This is a genomic window from Dietzia psychralcaliphila (assembly GCF_003096095.1).
GTDB lineage: Bacteria > Actinomycetota > Actinomycetes > Mycobacteriales > Mycobacteriaceae > Dietzia > Dietzia psychralcaliphila.
Map to the genome: position 1 here is coordinate 2,269,602 of NZ_CP015453.1, position 16,454 is coordinate 2,286,055.

Below are 16,454 nucleotides of genomic sequence, written 5' to 3' on the forward strand. Positions count from 1 at the left end.
CGGTGGCGGGCCACAGGAGAGGCGACGGGTCAGACCGGGGTCAGCTCGAGCAGGCGACCCCCCGGGCCGTCCTCGAGTACCCAGATCGCCCCGTCGGGGGCCTCGGCGAGCGCGCGGACCCGCTCACCCATGTCCCATTCCTGCACGACGGTCGCGGTCTCGTCCCGAAGTTCCACGCGCACCAACGACTGCCCGGACAGCCCGCCCACGAGCGCGCTGCCGCTCCAGCCGTCGAAGCGGTCCCCGCCGTAGATCAGGAGGCTCCCGGGAGAGATCGCGGGCACCCAGTAGGCAGCGGGTGGGACGAATCCGTCACCGTCCCGGTGCTCCGGGATGTCCCTGCCGTCGTAGTGCCGTCCCATCGAGGCCGCGGGCCACCCGTAGTTCCCGCCCTCGGAGAGCAAGTTGAGCTCGTCGCCGTGGCGAGGCCCCATCTCGGACACCCAGATCCGGCCCTGTGAGTCCTCCGCGATACCCAGGGGGTTGCGGTGGCCGATGGTCCACAGCTCCGCGGCGGCGCCGTCGTCTCCGGCCCACGGGTTTCCGGGCGCCGGGTCCCCGTCCGGGGTCAGGCGCACGACCCCGCCCAGGTTGCTGGAGGTGTCCTGGGCAGGGGTCTGCTCCTGGCGGTCGCCCGACGTCACGAAGAGATGGTCGTCGCGGACGAGCAGTCTCAGGGCGAAGTGTCCGTTTCCCGCGGCGGGGTCCTGCTCCCAGATCACCTCGAGGTCCGTCAGCTCGGCGCGGTCCGCGTCGAGGGTCCCGCGACCCACCACGCCCTGAGCGCCCTCGGGATGGTCGCGCACCCAACTGAGGTAGACCGAGCCGTCGTCGGCGTAGGTGGCGCCCGGGGCCACGTCGTGCAGACCGCCCTGGCCGCCGTCGTCGACGGGCGGCACCCCGGCGACCTCGACGACGTCACCGGAGGCCTGGTCGCGCAGCAGTAGCTCGCCTCCACGCTGTGAGATGAGCAGGTGCTCGGAACCCGGGAGGAAGGTCATCGCCCACCCCTCGTCGAACTCACCGTGCTCCGTCACGCGGAAGTCCTCGGAGGTGGCCGCGGTGGACGGCGCCTGACCTGCCCGGTCGTCGGGGTCGACCGAGGCGGTTCCGCCGGTGCACCCGGTCAGGGCGAGGGCCGCTGCCGCTACCGGGACCAGGAGTCGTCGCATGTCCTCACGGTATCCGCTCCGCGGCCGGCTCGACGCCGGGCCGGGACCCCGCGGGCGACCCGGCGCGTCCGTCAGGCACCGTCACCGCGGGCGCGTTCGTAGCGTCGCAGGGTCTCGCGGCGCTCCTCTGCGTGGTCCACGATGCGCTCGGGGTACCCGTAGTCGTATCCGTCCGCCGATCGCCACGGTTCGTGCGCCGCGGCGCCCGCCAGGTGCGCGAGCTCGGGGATCCACCGGCGCACGTAGTCCCCGTCCGGGTCGAACTTGACCCCCTGGGTGACGGGGTTGAACACCCGGAAGTAGGGCGAGGCGTCGGTGCCGGTCCCGGCCACCCACTGCCACCCGTGATTGTTGGACGCCAGGTCGCCGTCCCTCAGCTGCTCCAAGAAGTACCGGGCCCCGGACGGCCACCACACGTGGAGGTCCTTCACCAGGAAGCTGGCGGTGACCATCCGGACCCGGTTGTGCATCCACCCCTCGGCCCGCAGCTGCCGCATCCCGGCGTCCACGAACGGATATCCGGTCAGCCCCTGTTGCCACGCCTCCACGAGGGTCGCGGTCTCCGGCCCCTCGTCGTAGTCCATCCCCGCCAACGCGTCGCGCAGGTCACGCCAGGCTGACCGGGGCCAGTGCCACAGGACGTCGGCATAGAACTCACGCCAGGCCAGCTCGGTGACGAACCGGCGTGCGCTCTCGGATTCCGCGGCGGGGTGATCGGCGAGTTCGGCGAGGATCGTCCGCGGGTGGATCTCGCCGTACTTCAGGTGCACCGACAACCGACTGGTCGTGTCGAGGTCCGGCCGGTCCCGCTGGTCGCCGTACGAGGACAGGTCGTCGCGCAGGAAGGCCCGCCACCGTGCGAGGGCCGCCTGCTCACCGGCCTCTCCCCCGCGACCCGCGCTGCCGTCCCCGCCCTTCGCAGCGCCGTGGACAGCGCGGTCGGCGTCGGGGCTCCCGGGGTCGGCGTTATTCGACGCGCCAGCGTCCGGGTCCGGGTCCGCGGCCCACGCGATGTCGTCGGGGCGCCCACCGGGCTCCGGCCAGCCGTGGTCGTGCCAGGCCCTGGCGAAAGGGGTGAAGACACGGTAGGGCTCGCCGGACTTGTTGAGGACCCTGCCCGGGCCCACCGCGTAGGGCGACCCGGTCTCGACGAGTTCCCTCCCGCCGCGCGCGAGGCGTTCCCGCACCCAGTCGTCCCGCCGGCGCCCATAGGGGGTGGATTCGCGGCTCACGTGCACCTGGGCGGCGTCCACCGACTCCGCCAACTCCGCGATCACCTCGGCGGGCTCTCCCGTACGGATGACCAGGGCGCCCCCGGTGTCCGCGGACAGGGCGGCGAGCGAGGCGTCCAGTCGCTCGACCCGGACGCCTCCCCGGGCGAGCAGCGCCGGGTCGCGCACGAACACCGGCAGGACCTCGTCCGACGACTCGACAGCGGCCAGTAGCGCGGGATGATCCGCCAACCGCAGATCACGCCGGAACCACAGGATCGAGATGGTCACGCCGCCTCCAGAACTCGTGAGGCGGGGCCCTGTCCGCCGGATCCGTCGGGGACCCGCCGCCGTGGCTCGATTGTGGCAGAAGTAATCACCTGAGCGAGGACGCCGAGGTGAACGCCGCCGACACCGCGCGGTCGATCGCGGACGGCCGGACCCCGAGTGCCCGCGCGGCCACCGGATGCAGGAACGTCCGGATGGCGCCGGACGGGACCGCGGCCGGCCACCACTGGCGGGGGCGGAGCAGTTGCCCGCGGTATCGCGTGAGCGCCGGGGTGACGGCCAGCTTCCCGGTCTGGTCGCGGAAGTAGGAGTCGAAGTCGTCCACCGTGGCGGGCAACGGCGTCTCCGAGATGCCGTAGGCGCGGTACCAGCTGCAGCACCTGTCGTAGAGCGCTCGGCGCTCCTCGGTGCCCAGGGGTCCGCGGAATCTGGTGATGGTCTCGAACAGCGAGTCCACGTACGTGGCGTGTTGGAAGTGGAAGACCTCGGGGTCCAGCGAGTGGTAGCGGTTGCCGTCGGCCTCGGTTCCTCTGATCGTGTCGTGCGTGACGACGATGCGCCGCGGTATCCAGGTCTCGGGATGCGGGTCGAACGCCATGGCGATCGTCGGGGGGACCGAGCGCTGCTTGTGCAGCCAGACGAAGCCGGGCGAGGGCGAGTGCTCGAGGATCGCCGCGCTGATCGCCGGGTGCATCAGCTGCAGTGACACGGCGCGGGGCAGCATGAACAGGAACTGCCGGGACCGGAGGTGCTCGATCAGTCCGGGTCCCGCGGTGCTCGCGCCTGTCATGGATGGTCCCGCCTCTCCGTCCCGCCGGTGAGGCTAGTGCGCGAGCGCGGGAAAGTGGGGCACGACGTGGTCGGCCAGCTCGTGGACGACCTCTCGGATCGGCCGGCGCGAGGCCCCGACCCCCACCAGGACGTGGTTGACCCCTATTCCCCGCAGGTCACCGAGGTGATCGACCAGGCGCCGGTGGCCGATCCGGAATCCGAAGTCGATCGGCGAGGCCGCCTCGTCCGGGTCGTCGGCCAGATCGATCTGGAGCGATTGCGCGAAGGGCTTGAACACCTCGTCGTCGTCCCCTCTCACCGGACTCCTCCCCACCAACTCGCGCCACCGCGCGGCGGTCCGCCGTTGCGCGTCGAAGTCACGCGGATAGGTCATCCACCCGTCCCCGTGTTCGGCCAGGAACCCGATGTTCTGCTGACACGAGCCCGTCATGATCAACGGCACCGACGACGCGGTGGGCTTGGGGACCACGTCGGCGCTGTGCATCCACCCCCCGGACCAGCGGATCCCGCGCATCTCCGTGGTGAGGGCATGGGTCATCACCGAGAGGTTCTCCCGGAAAATCTCACCGCGCTGGCCCTGCTCCAGGCCGAACGCGCGGAACTCCTCGGGCCGGTCGCCGGATGCCACGCCCAGCAGGAACCGGCCGCCGGAGAGCCGGTCCAGGCTGGCCGCCGACTTGGCCACGTGCAGCGGATGGCGGACCGGGAGGACTACGGCAGCCGTCCCGAGGGCGATCCGGCTGGTGTGCGCCGCCACATACGTCAGGAACACCCATGGGTCGTAGATCTGGCCGACGTCTCCGAAGGACGGGACCCGAAGCGGGATGTCACGGGCGTAGAGGGCGGCGAATCCTCCGGCCTCCGCCGCGCGGGCGATCTCGACCTGCTCACCGATATCCGAGGGGTCGCCCTGATCGGCCCGGGTCCGCAATGGGAATCCCAGTCCCAGGGTCAGGTGCCCCTCGTCGAACGTGCGACGGAAGCCCGGCAGCTGCCGGGGGTCACCGTCGGACAACGCGCACGACGAGGAGGTCATGTACTCCACCCTCGCACGACCCGGTCGACGCCGGTCGGCGGTCTCACACGCGCCCCGATCAACTAAGGTCTCCTTAATCGACCGAGCCTTAATCGACCGAGTGAGAGGCGGGACGTGACCACCACCCTCCTGGCCGCCGAGGCGTCCGACACCGAACTCGTCTCCCTGTTCTGGATCGTCCTGGCGGTGTGGGCGGCGCCGCTGCTGTCCGGGTTCACCCGCTCGTTCATCCCGGGTGTGGTGCTGCTCCTGGTGGGCGGGATGGTGATCGGCCCCAACGGTCTTGGTCTGGCGGTGGAATCCGGCGGTGTCGCGCTCCTGGCCGAGCTCGGCCTGGGGCTGCTGTTCCTGCTGGCCGGCTTCGAGCTCGAGGTCTCCACGCTCACCGGGCGCAGCGGGCGACGGGCGGCCGGGACCTGGGTCGTCAGCCTGATCCTGGCGGCCGGGGTGGGATGGCTGGTCTCGGGTCGCTGGGAGACCGCCGTGGCGATCGGGCTGCTGCTCACCTCCACGGCCGTGGGCACACTGCTGCCGATCCTCAAGGGCTCCGGTCACGACAGCACCCCCGTCGGCCGCGCGGTCCTCACCCACGGAGCGGTGGGCGAACTGGGGCCGATCCTGGTGATGGCGGTACTGCTCGGTACCCGCAGTATCGAGTCCTCCATCGCGGCCGTCGGGCTGTTCCTGGTGGCCGCGCTCGTGATCCTGGCGGTGCCGGCCCGACTACTCCACATCCCCGCACTCGGTAGGGCGCTCCTGCAGGGGACCACCTCCAACAGCCAGCTGGCCATGCGGACGGTGATACTGCTCCTGGCCACGATGATGGTCGTGGCCACGGTGTTCGGCCTGGACGTGGTCCTCGGCGCCTTCGCCGCGGGGATGATCCTGAGGCGGCTGGTCGACTCCCTCGGGACGCATCTGCGCAGCGGTACCGACACCCCGGACCGTGGCCTCGCCGCGATCCTGCTCCGCCAGCTGGAGACCGTCGGCTACACCCTGTTCATCCCGGCCTTCTTCGTGGTGTCGGGGATGGGGATCGACCTCGGAGCCGTGGCGGAATCGCCGTGGATCCTGGTGGCGGCGGTGGTGAGCATGCTCGTCATCCGCGGCGGAGGTGTGTGGCTGGGCGAGACCGTCACCCACGCGAGTCAGGGCCTCGACGGTCCGCGTGAGCGGGCACGGGTGGGTCTGTACGCGGCGACCGGTCTCCCGATCATCGTGGCGGTCACCGAGGTCGCCGTGAACAACGGGCTGATGACCGGCGAGATCTCGTCTGTTCTGGTGGCGGCGGGGGCCGTCACCGTCCTTCTCTTCCCGCTCCTGGCGGAGCTCGTGCGGGCCGGGGACCCGGGTCGGCGGCCGGACGAGACGCCCCTGTCCGGGGCGGAACCCGTCCTACCGAGGTCACAGGGAGACGACGACAACGGCGACAACGGCGACAACGAACACAGCGACCACAACAACCACGACGACGAGGTCGGGCGCCGGTGAGGCCGGGCATCATCGGCGCGATCCGGGGAACCGGCCCCGAGCCGGCCGCCTGGATGCGAGGAGTCGCCTGACTGCGCGAGGTCGTCTCACTGCGCGGAATCGTCTGACTGCGCGAGGTCGTCTAACTGCGCGAGGTCGTCTCCGAGGACTCGCGCGCCGGCAGTGCACTCGGCATTATCAGTCGGGGCCCGTAGGCCAGGTACACTCCCGCAACCAGTGCGCCGAAACCGCCCGCGGCCATGTCCCCGATCGTGTCGTCGAGGGTCACGTAGATCCGGTCCGTGAGGTAGGCGTGCCCGATCCACTCGACCATCTCCCACAGCGCCCCCAGTGCCAGGCCGAAGGCGGTGGTGAGCACCACCGCCCCCGCTGCCGAGAACCCGCGGGCGACCGGTGGTGCGACGACCCCGCGGTGCGCGAGGAATAGGTAGGCCACCACCGCCAGGGCCCCGGCGCACACGAAGTGGACCATGACGTCCCACCACCCGATTCGCGTGTACAGGTCGTAGACATTGCTCCAGGCGGCCACGAGCAACGTGACGGACACCGCGAAGTCCGCGCACGGCCTCATCCCGATGAAACGCGGGAGCATCAGACCCGGCAGGGCGAACGCGACGATGGCCGCATCCGTCAGACCATGGAGGAGCAGAGCCAGGAGAACGCTGAGGGTCCCCAGGATCCGAAGCGCGTCCGCCGCCATCTGCGCGCGGCTCTCCGCGGGTCGGAGGAAGTTGTCGATCACGTGTCGGAACCTCCTTCGACGAGCTCCACGACGGCGTGGACGGGCAGATGGTCCGACGCCCACCCGCCGCCTGGTCGTAGCGGGTTGACCGCGGCGTGGGTGACCCTAAACGCTGACGAGGCAAGTATCCAGTCGATCCGCGACCCGCTCCTCCGGGGCCCCCGGTAGTCGGCGTACGTGCCCCACTCCTCACTCACGTGGGTCCGAGCGCTGCGCCAACTGTCCGCGAGGGTCCCGTCCCGCAGCAGCTCGCGCACCGCCGCGCCCGACGGTCGGGCGTTGAGGTCGCCGGTCACCACAGCCGGAATCCCGGCGGCGGACACCAGGTCTCGGATCGCCCGGGCCGACCGGAGCCGCGAGCGCGCCGAGAACGGGTCGAGGTGGGTGTTGACCACGAGGAAGCTCCGCGCGGTCCCCCGGTCGCGGAACGTCGCCGAGACCATGACGCGGGGGAAGACGTTCCCCCAGGACACCGAACCCGCCCGGGTGGGATGGTCGGACAGCGCGGCCTGCTCCCAGTGGAGGAGCTCGAGCCTGTCCGAGTCGTAGAAGATCGGCGAGGCCTCACCGCCTCCGTCTGCACCCCTGCCCCGCCCGACGAGGTCGTATCCGGGGCCGAGTGCCTCGCGCACCACCGCCGCCTGGTCCCCGAGCACCTCCTGGGCGCCGAGCACCGTCGGGCGCTCGGCCCCCAGGAGCGCCCGGAGCCCGGGAGCTCGCCGGCCCCAGCGGTCGGCCGGTCGTGCCAGCAGTGCCGGCACCGGACGGCGGATGTTCCAGCTCATCACGTGGAGGGCGGGCGCGGTCACCTGCCCGATGAGGGACGAGGGCTCGGGCCCCGCGGCCGGGGCTGCGCCGGGGTCGTGCGATGCCATCGTGCGGTCCTCGAATCCGGAGCAGGTGGTGGAGCCCCAGTGTATTCGGGGAGGATGGCGATCGTGCCGATGCCGTCGCCCCTCCCCGTCAAAAACGGGATCGGACCGACGCGACTGCGCGTGCCGACGTCCGGGCCGTGGGCGACGATCGCCGAGTACGTGGTCGAGCGGTTCGACCACCTCGACGCTCTCGACCTGTACCGTCGCTTCGCCGCCGGCGACTTCGTGGACGCCGACGCCAGCCCGGTCGGTCCCGGAGCGGTCCTCGGTTCACACGAGTTCGTGTGGTATCACCGCGAGCTACCGGCTGAGGAACCACTCCCGTTCCACGAGGAGATCGTGCACGTCAGCGACGACCTGGTCGTGATCGACAAACCGCACTTTCTCCCCACCACCCCGACGGGCAGGTTCCTGCGCGAGTCCGCACTGGTCCGGCTACGCGTCCGGCTCGACAATCCCGACCTCACCCCGGTCCACCGCCTCGACCGCGCCACGGCCGGGTTGGTGATGTTCTCCGCCCGCCCCTCCACCCGGGGCGCGTACCAGACCTTGTTCGAACGACGCGAGGTCGCCAAGGCCTACGAGGCGGTCTCGACGCGACCGTCGGGCTGGGATCCGCGCACACCGGAGATCTCCGGGCGACCGGTCCCCCTCGTCCACCGCGACCACCTCGAGAGGCTGCGGGGCCACCAGCGGGTCGCCGTCCGCCCCGACCGCCCACCCAACACCGAGACCCTCGTCGACGTCCTCGGTGCCGGCAGGAGCGCCGCCGGTCGCCCGGTACTGCACACGATCCTGCGCCCCCGGACCGGCCGGCTGCACCAGCTGCGGGTGCACCTGTCGGCGCTGGGGATCCCGATCCTGGGCGATCGCCGGTATCCCGAACTGCTACCGGAGGTCCCCGACGACCATTCCCTCCCACTGCAACTACTCGCCAGAGAGCTGGAGTTCACCGACCCGCTCTCGGGCGTGCCCCGACGATTCGTCACACGCCGGACGTTGTCCGAGGTGCCCGTGTCCGGCGACGCCGGAAGCTCAGGTGGATGACCCCGCTGGGTGAGCTGGCCGACTCGATGTGGAAGCGCTCCTCGAGCCCCTCCACCCCGTCCCACAGCCGCTCCCCTCGTCCCAGGATGATGGGCACCACGACGATGTGCATCTGGTCGATCAGGTCCGCCTCGAGGAACTGACGGATCGTGCTCGCTCCCCCACCGATGCGTACGTCCAGGTCACCAGCCAGCTCGCGCGCGGCGGCGAGCGCCGCGGCGGGTTCGGCGTCCACGAAGTGGAACGTGGTGCCGCCGTCCATCTGCAGTGTCGGCCGCGGGTGATGGGTGAGCACGACCACCGGGGTATGGAAGGGCGGGTTGTCTCCCCACCAGCCACGCCACGTCTCGTCCGCCCAGGGGCCGCGGCTGGGCGAGAACTTGTTGCGGCCCATGATCTCCGCGCCGATCCCCGTGTTCCACCGGCTGGCGAACGCCTCGTCGACCCCCACCGTGGCCTCCTGGTCCCCGTGGAATCCCATGTCCTGGAAGGTCCGTGTGGGCAGTGCCCACTGGAGGAGTCGATGCCCGGCGTGCCCGAAGGGCGCCTCGAGGGACTGGCCCTGGCCCACTCCGAACCCGTCCAGCGACACGGAGAAGTTGTGGACCCGGACGAGCGGGTGGCGGGCCCCCGGATCCCCGCCCCCGGCGGCGATCTCGGCGACGTAGTCCGCCAGGTGGGCCAGGGTCTGCTCGCCGCCCTCGACGGCGTGGTACTCCTCCACCGCCCGATCGCGGAGCTCCTTCGTGGGGAACACGGTGCGGAAGTCGACACGCGTCCCCTCGCCCTGGGACTCGAAGACCAGGACCGACTCGAACGTCTCCGGATCGTCCGCGGACTCACCGTGCAGGAGCGAGATCCGCTCCGCCGGGATGATCTCGCGCCAGGTGATCCACTCGGGGTAGTCCGTTCCGTCCGGACCGTGCATGACGAATTCCCACACCCCGCCCACACGGAACTCGAAGGACCGGGTGGTGGTGGTGAATCCCTCCGGCCCCCACCACCGCGACAGGTGTTCCACCTGCGTGAACGCCCGGAACACCAGCTCGCGGGGTGCATCGATGTACCTGGTGATGCCGACTTCGCGATCCGCGGTCGCCGACCCGGTCGGATCGGTTCGTCCGTTCTCACTCATGGCCTATTCCTCCTTCTCTGCCCGCGCCATCTCCTGGACGTAGGCGTCCAACTTGTCGAAGCTCTGGTTCCAGAACCGCTCGAACCCGCCGACCCACTCGTGGACCGGTCGGAGACCGCCGGGGTCGAGGTCGTAGAGGCGCTGCCTGCCCTCACGTCGATCGCGCACCAGACCGACCTCGCGGAGCACCCGCAGATGCTTGGACGCCCCGGGCTGGGTGATCCCCAGTTCGAGCGCGACCTCGGTCACCGGACGCTCGCCCGCCCGCAGCAGGACCAGGATCTCCCTGCGCTGAGGTTCGGCGATCGCGTTGAACACGTCCGAGGTCGTTGCTGCTCGTGCCATGACGACGATAATATTCCCATATAGGAAAGTGTCAATGGGGGCGGCGCCCACTCTCGTGCCGATGTCCGCTCAACAGGTGGGCGTGGGCGCCGCTCCATTCCAGCGGTCGAGGGTCCACGTCACGAGTTGCGGGGTCAGTGGCGAGTCCGCGGCGACCAACCCGTTGTGATCGAGACCCGGGTAGGTCCGGTAGTCGAGCGGCTCGCCGTCCGCGCAACGGGCGTCCACCCAGTCCTGCTGCATCGCCGGCTTGACCAACGGGTCGGCCAGGCCCTGGGCGATCAGCACGGGCGCGGGCCACGGTCCGGTCGGCGAGTTCTCCCTCAGTTTCTCCCCCAGGTCGCCGTCGAGCACCGGGTCGGGGAACACCTGCTCGGGGATCTGGGTACCACGCACCAGCGCCGCGATCGCGTCCTGCTCGTTGAAGCACAGGTCGCCGATCTTCTCCACACCGTGCGCGGTACCAGGGTTGAGGTGCCCGGCCAGATCCAGCTCGGGGTAGACCTCGTTCCACGATTGCGCGATGTAGGCGGAGACCGTCTTGCCACCCACCTCGTCCTTGCTCATCTCGGCGAGCGTGTAGAGGTCCGTGGCGGGAGCCATCCCGACGATGCCCAGGAGGGTCAGCTCGGGAGCGTAGGCGTCGGCGATCTGACCGGTCCACAGTGCGCCGTGCCCGCCCTGCGAGTGCCCCCAGACCACGGTGTCGCTGCTCAGGGTCAGACCGTCGAGTTGCTTCGCCGCGCGGGAGGCGTCGAGGACGTTGCGCGCCTCCACCTGTCCGACCAGGTACGGGTGCATCCCGGACGTGCCCAGTCCCACGTAGTCGGAGATGACCCCCGCCCAGCCGTGGTCGGTCACCATCTGTGTGAGCGCCGTACCCGCGCCGTCGGCGAACGGGGTGGGGCTCATCGACGGCGCGCAGCGCGGGACGATCCCGGTCGTCCCGTGCGCCACGCTGAGCAAGGGCAACACGTCCGTGCCCCGGTCGCTCGGCGCGATGGCGGTGCCGCTGACGGCGATCACCGTGCCATCGGGCGTGGTGGTGGTGTAGAGGATGCGCCAGGCGTCGGCCCCGGAGGGAACACCGGTGGTGAGCGTCTCGGCCCGCAGCAGCACCCCGGGTTCGGCGGGCAGTGGCTCCGTGGACGTGTAGAACTCGTCGGGCGCCGGGCGATCGTCCCCGCGCAGCAGCAGTGCGCTGCCGATCGTCAGCGCGACCACCACCAGAAACACCGACACCGCGAGGATCGTCCGCCCCCACCTGCGGATACGTCCCGAGCCGGCCCGTGCGGTCGCGCGTTCCCGCCGGCGGTGGAGAAGTGGATCCAGAAGCCCGCGGAGCCCCACGAACACCAACCACGCACCCACGCCGAACCTCATCAGCTCGACTGCCAGAACCGGCCAGACCAGGCACAGCAGCCCGAACAGGACGGCTGCGGAACCGCTGAACAGCCCCGCCACCCGGCGGTCGGTCTCGCTGCGGACTGCGGCCACGATCGTGTGGACACCGTGAACGATCAACGCGGTGACCATGACCCACAGCAGACTGCGGATACTCGCGGACTGCCATACGAGCACCACGATCCCCGCCGTGGCAGTGGCGAGTCCGGTGAGTATCCGCGCCCACCACCGTGAGTGGCCGGCGCCGTCGACGCCGATCACCGTCGCCAGTCCGACGACGACGAGGCCGGCACCCGCCACCCTGACGATCTCCGGGAGGGCGAGGTGGGCAAGGATCAACAGCGCGCCCAGGGCGATCGCCCCGAGCGCCAGGACGATGCCGACGACTCGACTGTCCCGACCGGCCCGATCGTCGACCATCTCGCTCATCGTCATCCCCTCGCGGTGGGCTCAGGTCGTCATGCCGACGGCACGGACCGCCCTCGAGTGAAGATATCTGTTATCCCCGCCCGACCAGTGGGAACAGGGCGAGCTCACCCGTCCCCGGTTCCGGATCGGTGTCCGAGTGGCCACCCTCGCACGGCCGGCCCCGGCACGCGTGGTGTGCTTTGATGAGGCCGTGGACACCACCCACGTCACGCCCCTGCTCCTGACGACTCTGTCCGCGTTCCAAGCCGGTCTGGCAGCCGGGGCCCCGTGGGGACGCGTCTCATTCGGCGGCACCCATCCGGGCGTCCTGCCGCCCCGACTCCGCGTGGTCAGCGGCATCGCGTCGCCGGTGTATCTCGCCGCCGCTCTGGCACTCCTCTCCGAACGCACACCGCCACGCGCACGTGACCTCGTCTCGCGCGCCTGTGTGGGCGTCGGAACTGCGGGCACCGTGGTGAACGCCCTCTCGCCGTCGCCACCCGAGAGGGTCTGGAGCGTGTTCTCCCTCGCCCTCGCCACCGCCTCGTGGCGCGACGTCCGGCGCGAGCGACGAGCGCGGTAGAGGACCGTTGTGCCGCGGATGCCGGCGGCGGCACACTGGAGGTCATGGACGACCTGAGAGTGGAGCCCGGCCCGGGCCTTCCCGCCGGTCTGCACGTGCCGGCGGGAGAACTCCTCGAGCAGTTCTCCCGGTCCTCGGGACCCGGGGGCCAGGGCGTCAACACGGCCGACTCCCGAGTCCAGTTGAGCCTGGATCTGGCCACGACCACGGCGCTGAGCGACGTCCAGCGCGCCCGCGCGCTCGACCGACTCGCCCCGTCCCTCTCGGGCTCCGTGCTCACCATCGCCGCGTCGGAGCACCGGTCACAGAGGCAGAACCGGCGGGCCGCACGGAATCGGCTCGCGACCCTGCTCCGGGACGCCCTCGCACCGGAGGCCGTCCGGCGGCCGACACGGCCCACCTACGGTTCGCGCCTGCGACGCCTGGACGCCAAGAGCCGCCGTTCGCAGGCCAAGGTGAGCCGGCGACGCCCGAGTGCGTCGGACTGACCCACCTGCGTTCTGCGCCTCTGTCGAACCGACCCACGTGGGTGCTTCCCCTCGTCGGGAGGGGACGGGACGCCGCCTACTGGTCGTAGGTCATCCAGTTGGACAGTTGCTCGGTGGAGACCTTGGTGAGCCACATCTGCCACAGCGGACCGAAGGACACCCGCCGGACACCCAAATTCCTGAGGACGGCCAGGTCCCCGGCGCCGTGGCCCTTGACGGGATGCGCGGTCACGTTGACCGGGATCGAGACCGCCCCGACGAGCCTGGTCACCTGGTCGGCGGACGTCAGCCCCACCGGATACACCGAGCGTGCGCCGGCCTGCTCCATCAGCACGATCCGCTCGGCCGCCTCGGCGAGTGGATCGGAGAAGACGTCGGCACCGAGTTTGACCGCATCCGTGCGGCCGTTGATCACGAACGGCACACCGGCCTCGTCCGCAGCGCGGCGGGCGCCGGCGATGTAGTCGGCATGCTCATGCTTGTCTCGAACCCGGTCGCCCTCGCCGTGGACCACGTCCTCGATGTTGGCCCCCACCGCGCCGGCCTCGAGCAGCCGTGAGATCAACTCGTCCGGGGCGAGCCCGTACCCGGACTCCACGTCCGCGCTCACGGGGACGTCGACCGAGTCGGCGATCCTGCTCACCACCCTGAGGTACTCACCGAAGTCCATCTGTTCGCCGTCGGCGCTGCCGATGGCGTCGGCGACCGGGTGGCTTCCCACGGTGAGTCCGTGGAAACCCACGCCCGCGGCGGTCCGGGCACTCCAGGTGTCCCAGACGGTCGGGAGAACCAGCAGGTCCCCCGAGTCGTGTAGAGCGGCCAGTTCCCGTGCCCGTGCACCCACATCGGTCATCGTCGACGCCTCCTCGGCAGTAGCGGTCCCCCGACACTAGGCCTGATCTGGCAGACGCGATACCGACCGTCAGCGCCCGCACCGGGGGGACGGCCCGACCCGGTACGCCCCGGTCGGGGTCCCCGCCGCCGAAAAACGCCGCGGAGGCGTGCGTCGTGGGACACAGTGCAGGGTGATGCCGAGACGATCACTCAACCGCGCATGTGCACCGATCGACCACACCGGGGGGCTCTGGCCACGCCGGCCCGACTCGGGTGATGATGGTGCAGGCGTGCTGATGCCGTTCCACAAGAACACGATCAGCCTGAAAAGAAAAGAGCCGACATGACCCCAGGCAGACAGACAATCATCTACACCCTCACCGATGAGGCCCCACGACTGGCGACGGAAGCGTTCCTGCCGGTCGTCCGCACCTTTACCGAGGCCGCCGACATCGACGTCACGACGAGCGACATCTCGGTGGCCGCCCGCATCCTGGCCGCCTTCCCGGATCGGTTGACCGAGGAACAGAAGGTTCCCGACAACCTGGCCGAACTGGGACTGATGACCCAGGAACCGGGCACCAACATCATCAAGCTCCCCAATATCAGTGCCTCGGTCCCCCAGTTGAACACCGCCATCGCGGAGCTCCAGGCCAAGGGCTACGACATCCCCAAGTACCCGTACGACCCGCAGACCCCCGAGGAGATCGAGGTCGCCGAGCGACTCTCCGCGTGTCTGGGCAGTGCCGTGAACCCGGTGCTCCGCCAGGGCAACTCGGACCGCCGCGCCCCGAAGGCGGTCAAGGAGTACGCCCGGGCCAACCCGCATTCGATGGGCAAGTGGTCGATGGCCTCGCAGACCCACGTCGCACACATGACGCACGGCGACTTCTACGCCGGCGAGAAGTCGATCATCCTCGACCGCGCCTGCGATGCGCGCATGGAGGTGGTGACGCCGGACGGCGAGACCCACGTCCTCAAGACGGTGCCCCTCGAGGCCGGCGAGGTCGTCGACTCCATGTTCATGAGCAAGAAGGCGCTCCTCGAGTTCTACGAGGAGCAGCTCAACGACGCCAAGGAGACCGGCGTCATGTTCTCCCTCCACGTCAAGGCCACGATGATGAAGGTCAGCCACCCCATCGTGTTCGGCCACGCGGTCAGGGTCTTCTACAAGGAGGCCTTCGACAAGCACCACGACCTGTTCGACGAGCTCGGGATCAACGTCAACAACGGCATGGTCGACCTGTACGACAAGATCGAGACGCTCCCGTCCTCCAAGAAGGAGGAGATCATCGAGGATCTGCACCGGTGCCACGAGCACCGGCCGGAGCTGGCGATGGTCGACTCCGCCCGCGGTATCACCAACTTCCACTCGCCCTCGGACATCATCGTCGACGCGTCGATGCCCGCGATGATCCGTATCGGCGGGAAGATGTACGGCGCCGACGGTCGCAAGAAGGACACCAAGGCGGTCATCCCGGAATCCACGTTCGCGCGGATCTACCAGGAGATCATCAACTTCTGCAAGACCAACGGGTCGTTCGACCCGACCACGATGGGCACCGTGCCGAACGTCGGACTCATGGCCCAGAAGGCCGAGGAGTACGGCAGCCACGACAAGACCTTCGAGGTCCAGTACGACGGCGTGGCCAACATCGTCGACGCCGCCACCGGCGAGGTCCTGCTCTCCCAGGACGTCGAAGCCGGGGATATCTGGCGCATGTGCACCGTCAAGGACGCGCCGATCCGCGACTGGGTGAAACTCGCCGTGGACCGTGCCCGCGCCTCGGAGATGCCGGCCGTCTTCTGGCTCGACCCGTACCGCCCGCACGAGAACAACCTCATCACCCTGGTCAGGAAGTACCTCGCCGACCACGACACCGAGGGCCTGGACATCCAGATCATGTCCCAGGTGCGTGCCATGCGCTACACCCTCGAGCGCGCGTGGCGAGGCCTGGACACCATCTCGGTGACCGGCAACATCCTGCGCGACTACCTCACCGATCTGTTCCCGATCCTCGAGCTCGGTACCAGTGCCAAGATGCTGTCGATCGTGCCCCTGATGGCGGGCGGTGGACTGTACGAGACCGGCGCGGGCGGATCGGCGCCGAAGCACGTCCAGCAGCTGGTGGAGGAGAACCACCTGCGCTGGGACTCACTCGGAGAGTTCCTCGCGCTGGGGGCCAGCCTGGACGACCTGGGGCGCAAGGACGACAACCCCAAGGCCACTATCCTGGCCAAGACGCTCGACACCGCGACCGGCAAGCTGTTGGAGAACCGGAAGGGGCCGTCCCGCGTCACCGGTGAGCTCGACAACCGGGGTAGCCAGTTCTGGCTCGCGCTGTACTGGGCCCAGGAGCTGGCCGCGCAGACCGAGGACCGGGACCTGGCGGCGCACTTCGCTCCGCTGGCGGAGAAGCTGACCGCGGACAAGGACACCATCCTCGAGGAGCTGCTGTCGGTCCAGGGCACCAAGGTCGAGCTGGGAGGCTACTTCCAGCCCTCCGTCGAGAAGCTGCGGGAGGCCATGCGCCCGAGCGAGACGTTCAACTCCGCTCTCGAAAGCACCCTCGCCTGACCCGCCCCTTCCGCCCCACCGCACC

General features: G+C 70.0%; 15 protein-coding genes and 1 pseudogene. 5 read left to right on the forward strand and 11 right to left on the reverse strand.

The features are described from left to right. Nucleotides 1-29 precede the first annotated feature (29 nt). The 4 genes from A6048_RS10410 to A6048_RS10425 all read right to left on the reverse strand — a co-directional run bounded on the left by A6048_RS10410 (nt 30) and on the right by A6048_RS10425 (nt 4,499). Nucleotides 30-1,172 carry a PQQ-dependent sugar dehydrogenase gene (locus A6048_RS10410; RefSeq protein WP_107749085.1) on the reverse strand — a complete coding sequence of 381 codons (1,143 nt, stop codon included), beginning with the start codon at nt 1,170-1,172 and terminating at the stop codon, nt 30-32. A gap of 71 nt (nt 1,173-1,243) precedes the next feature. Next, nucleotides 1,244-2,668, reverse strand: a complete 1,425-nt coding sequence (locus A6048_RS10415) for a cryptochrome/photolyase family protein (RefSeq protein ID WP_200837327.1) — start codon at nt 2,666-2,668, stop codon at nt 1,244-1,246. Nucleotides 2,669-2,759: 91 nt separating this feature from the next. After that, nucleotides 2,760-3,461, reverse strand: a complete 702-nt coding sequence (locus A6048_RS10420) for an oxygenase MpaB family protein (RefSeq protein ID WP_107749087.1) — start codon at nt 3,459-3,461, stop codon at nt 2,760-2,762. Nucleotides 3,462-3,494: 33 nt separating this feature from the next. Further along, nucleotides 3,495-4,499 (reverse strand): LLM class oxidoreductase, encoded by a 1,005-nt coding sequence (locus tag A6048_RS10425; RefSeq protein WP_107749088.1) that lies wholly within the window; start codon nt 4,497-4,499, stop codon nt 3,495-3,497. 114 nt (nt 4,500-4,613) lie between these two features. Between A6048_RS10425 and A6048_RS10430 the strand changes: the two genes are divergently transcribed. Next, nucleotides 4,614-5,990, forward strand: a complete 1,377-nt coding sequence (locus tag A6048_RS10430; protein WP_235027394.1) for a cation:proton antiporter — start codon at nt 4,614-4,616, stop codon at nt 5,988-5,990. A 121-nt stretch (nt 5,991-6,111) separates the two neighbouring features. Here the strand turns inward: A6048_RS10430 and A6048_RS10435 are convergent, their stop codons facing one another. Both A6048_RS10435 and A6048_RS10440 read right to left on the reverse strand, forming a co-directional pair. Beyond that, nucleotides 6,112-6,732 carry a DUF2238 domain-containing protein gene (locus A6048_RS10435; RefSeq protein ID WP_107749089.1) on the reverse strand — a complete coding sequence of 207 codons (621 nt, stop codon included), beginning with the start codon at nt 6,730-6,732 and terminating at the stop codon, nt 6,112-6,114. After that, nucleotides 6,729-7,607 carry an endonuclease/exonuclease/phosphatase family protein gene (locus A6048_RS10440; RefSeq protein ID WP_107749090.1) on the reverse strand — a complete coding sequence of 293 codons (879 nt, stop codon included), beginning with the start codon at nt 7,605-7,607 and terminating at the stop codon, nt 6,729-6,731. Before A6048_RS10440 ends, A6048_RS10435 begins: the two co-directional genes overlap by 4 nt. A gap of 54 nt (nt 7,608-7,661) precedes the next feature. On the opposite strand from A6048_RS10440, the gene A6048_RS10445 reads away from it, so the two are divergent. Continuing rightward, the gene (locus A6048_RS10445) at nt 7,662-8,654 is read left to right on the forward strand and encodes a pseudouridine synthase (protein ID WP_107749091.1); all 993 of its coding nucleotides are present in this window, start codon (nt 7,662-7,664) and stop codon (nt 8,652-8,654) included. On the opposite strand, the gene A6048_RS10450 is transcribed toward A6048_RS10445, so the two are convergent. The 4 genes and pseudogenes from A6048_RS10450 to A6048_RS10460 all read right to left on the reverse strand — a co-directional run bounded on the left by A6048_RS10450 (nt 8,593) and on the right by A6048_RS10460 (nt 11,967). Continuing rightward, entirely contained in the window at nt 8,593-9,309 is a 717-nt protein-coding gene (locus A6048_RS10450; RefSeq protein ID WP_107749153.1) for a dihydrofolate reductase family protein, read from the reverse strand. The genes A6048_RS10445 and A6048_RS10450 overlap by 62 nt on opposite strands. A gap of 18 nt (nt 9,310-9,327) precedes the next feature. After that, nucleotides 9,328-9,789: pseudogene (locus tag A6048_RS18490) on the reverse strand (SRPBCC family protein); the annotation flags it as partial. Between the two features lie 3 nt (nt 9,790-9,792). Beyond that, nucleotides 9,793-10,134: an ArsR/SmtB family transcription factor gene (locus A6048_RS10455; protein ID WP_107749092.1), complete on the reverse strand. Its 342-nt coding sequence runs from the start codon at nt 10,132-10,134 to the stop codon at nt 9,793-9,795. A gap of 69 nt (nt 10,135-10,203) precedes the next feature. Then, nucleotides 10,204-11,967 carry a lipase family protein gene (locus A6048_RS10460; RefSeq protein WP_235027395.1) on the reverse strand — a complete coding sequence of 588 codons (1,764 nt, stop codon included), beginning with the start codon at nt 11,965-11,967 and terminating at the stop codon, nt 10,204-10,206. 136 nt (nt 11,968-12,103) lie between these two features. Here A6048_RS10460 and A6048_RS10465 point away from each other — a divergent pair, with 136 nt between their 5' ends. Together A6048_RS10465 and arfB are read left to right on the forward strand one after the other, a co-directional pair. Then, nucleotides 12,104-12,529 carry a hypothetical protein gene (locus A6048_RS10465; protein WP_107749094.1) on the forward strand — a complete coding sequence of 142 codons (426 nt, stop codon included), beginning with the start codon at nt 12,104-12,106 and terminating at the stop codon, nt 12,527-12,529. A 44-nt stretch (nt 12,530-12,573) separates the two neighbouring features. Next, complete coding sequence (arfB, locus tag A6048_RS10470) at nt 12,574-13,017, forward strand: alternative ribosome rescue aminoacyl-tRNA hydrolase ArfB (protein WP_107749095.1); 444 nt, start codon at nt 12,574-12,576, stop codon at nt 13,015-13,017. 76 nt (nt 13,018-13,093) lie between these two features. Here arfB and A6048_RS10475 read toward each other — a convergent pair whose 3' ends face one another. Then, complete coding sequence (locus A6048_RS10475; RefSeq protein ID WP_107749096.1) at nt 13,094-13,870, reverse strand: isocitrate lyase/PEP mutase family protein; 777 nt, start codon at nt 13,868-13,870, stop codon at nt 13,094-13,096. Between the two features lie 324 nt (nt 13,871-14,194). Here A6048_RS10475 and A6048_RS10480 point away from each other — a divergent pair, with 324 nt between their 5' ends. After that, complete coding sequence (locus A6048_RS10480) at nt 14,195-16,429, forward strand: NADP-dependent isocitrate dehydrogenase (RefSeq protein WP_107749097.1); 2,235 nt, start codon at nt 14,195-14,197, stop codon at nt 16,427-16,429. Nucleotides 16,430-16,454 lie beyond the last annotated feature (25 nt).

Excerpts from the sequence above, each read along its gene's own strand:
- A6048_RS10410 (WP_107749085.1), bottom strand. The coding sequence starts at position 1,172 with ATGCGACGACTCCTGGTCCCGGTAGCGGCAGCGGCCCTCGCCCTGACC.
- A6048_RS10420 (WP_107749087.1), bottom strand. The coding sequence starts at position 3,461 with ATGACAGGCGCGAGCACCGCGGGACCCGGACTGATCGAGCACCTCCGG.
- A6048_RS10425 (WP_107749088.1), bottom strand. The coding sequence starts at position 4,499 with ATGACCTCCTCGTCGTGCGCGTTGTCCGACGGTGACCCCCGGCAGCTG.
- A6048_RS10440 (WP_107749090.1), bottom strand. The coding sequence starts at position 7,607 with ATGGCATCGCACGACCCCGGCGCAGCCCCGGCCGCGGGGCCCGAGCCC.
- A6048_RS10445 (WP_107749091.1), top strand. The coding sequence starts at position 7,662 with ATGGCGATCGTGCCGATGCCGTCGCCCCTCCCCGTCAAAAACGGGATC.
- A6048_RS10455 (WP_107749092.1), bottom strand. The coding sequence starts at position 10,134 with ATGGCACGAGCAGCAACGACCTCGGACGTGTTCAACGCGATCGCCGAA.
- A6048_RS10460 (WP_235027395.1), bottom strand. The coding sequence starts at position 11,967 with ATGAGCGAGATGGTCGACGATCGGGCCGGTCGGGACAGTCGAGTCGTC.
- arfB (WP_107749095.1), top strand. The coding sequence starts at position 12,574 with ATGGACGACCTGAGAGTGGAGCCCGGCCCGGGCCTTCCCGCCGGTCTG.
- A6048_RS10475 (WP_107749096.1), bottom strand. The coding sequence starts at position 13,870 with ATGACCGATGTGGGTGCACGGGCACGGGAACTGGCCGCTCTACACGAC.
- A6048_RS10480 (WP_107749097.1), top strand. The coding sequence starts at position 14,195 with ATGACCCCAGGCAGACAGACAATCATCTACACCCTCACCGATGAGGCC.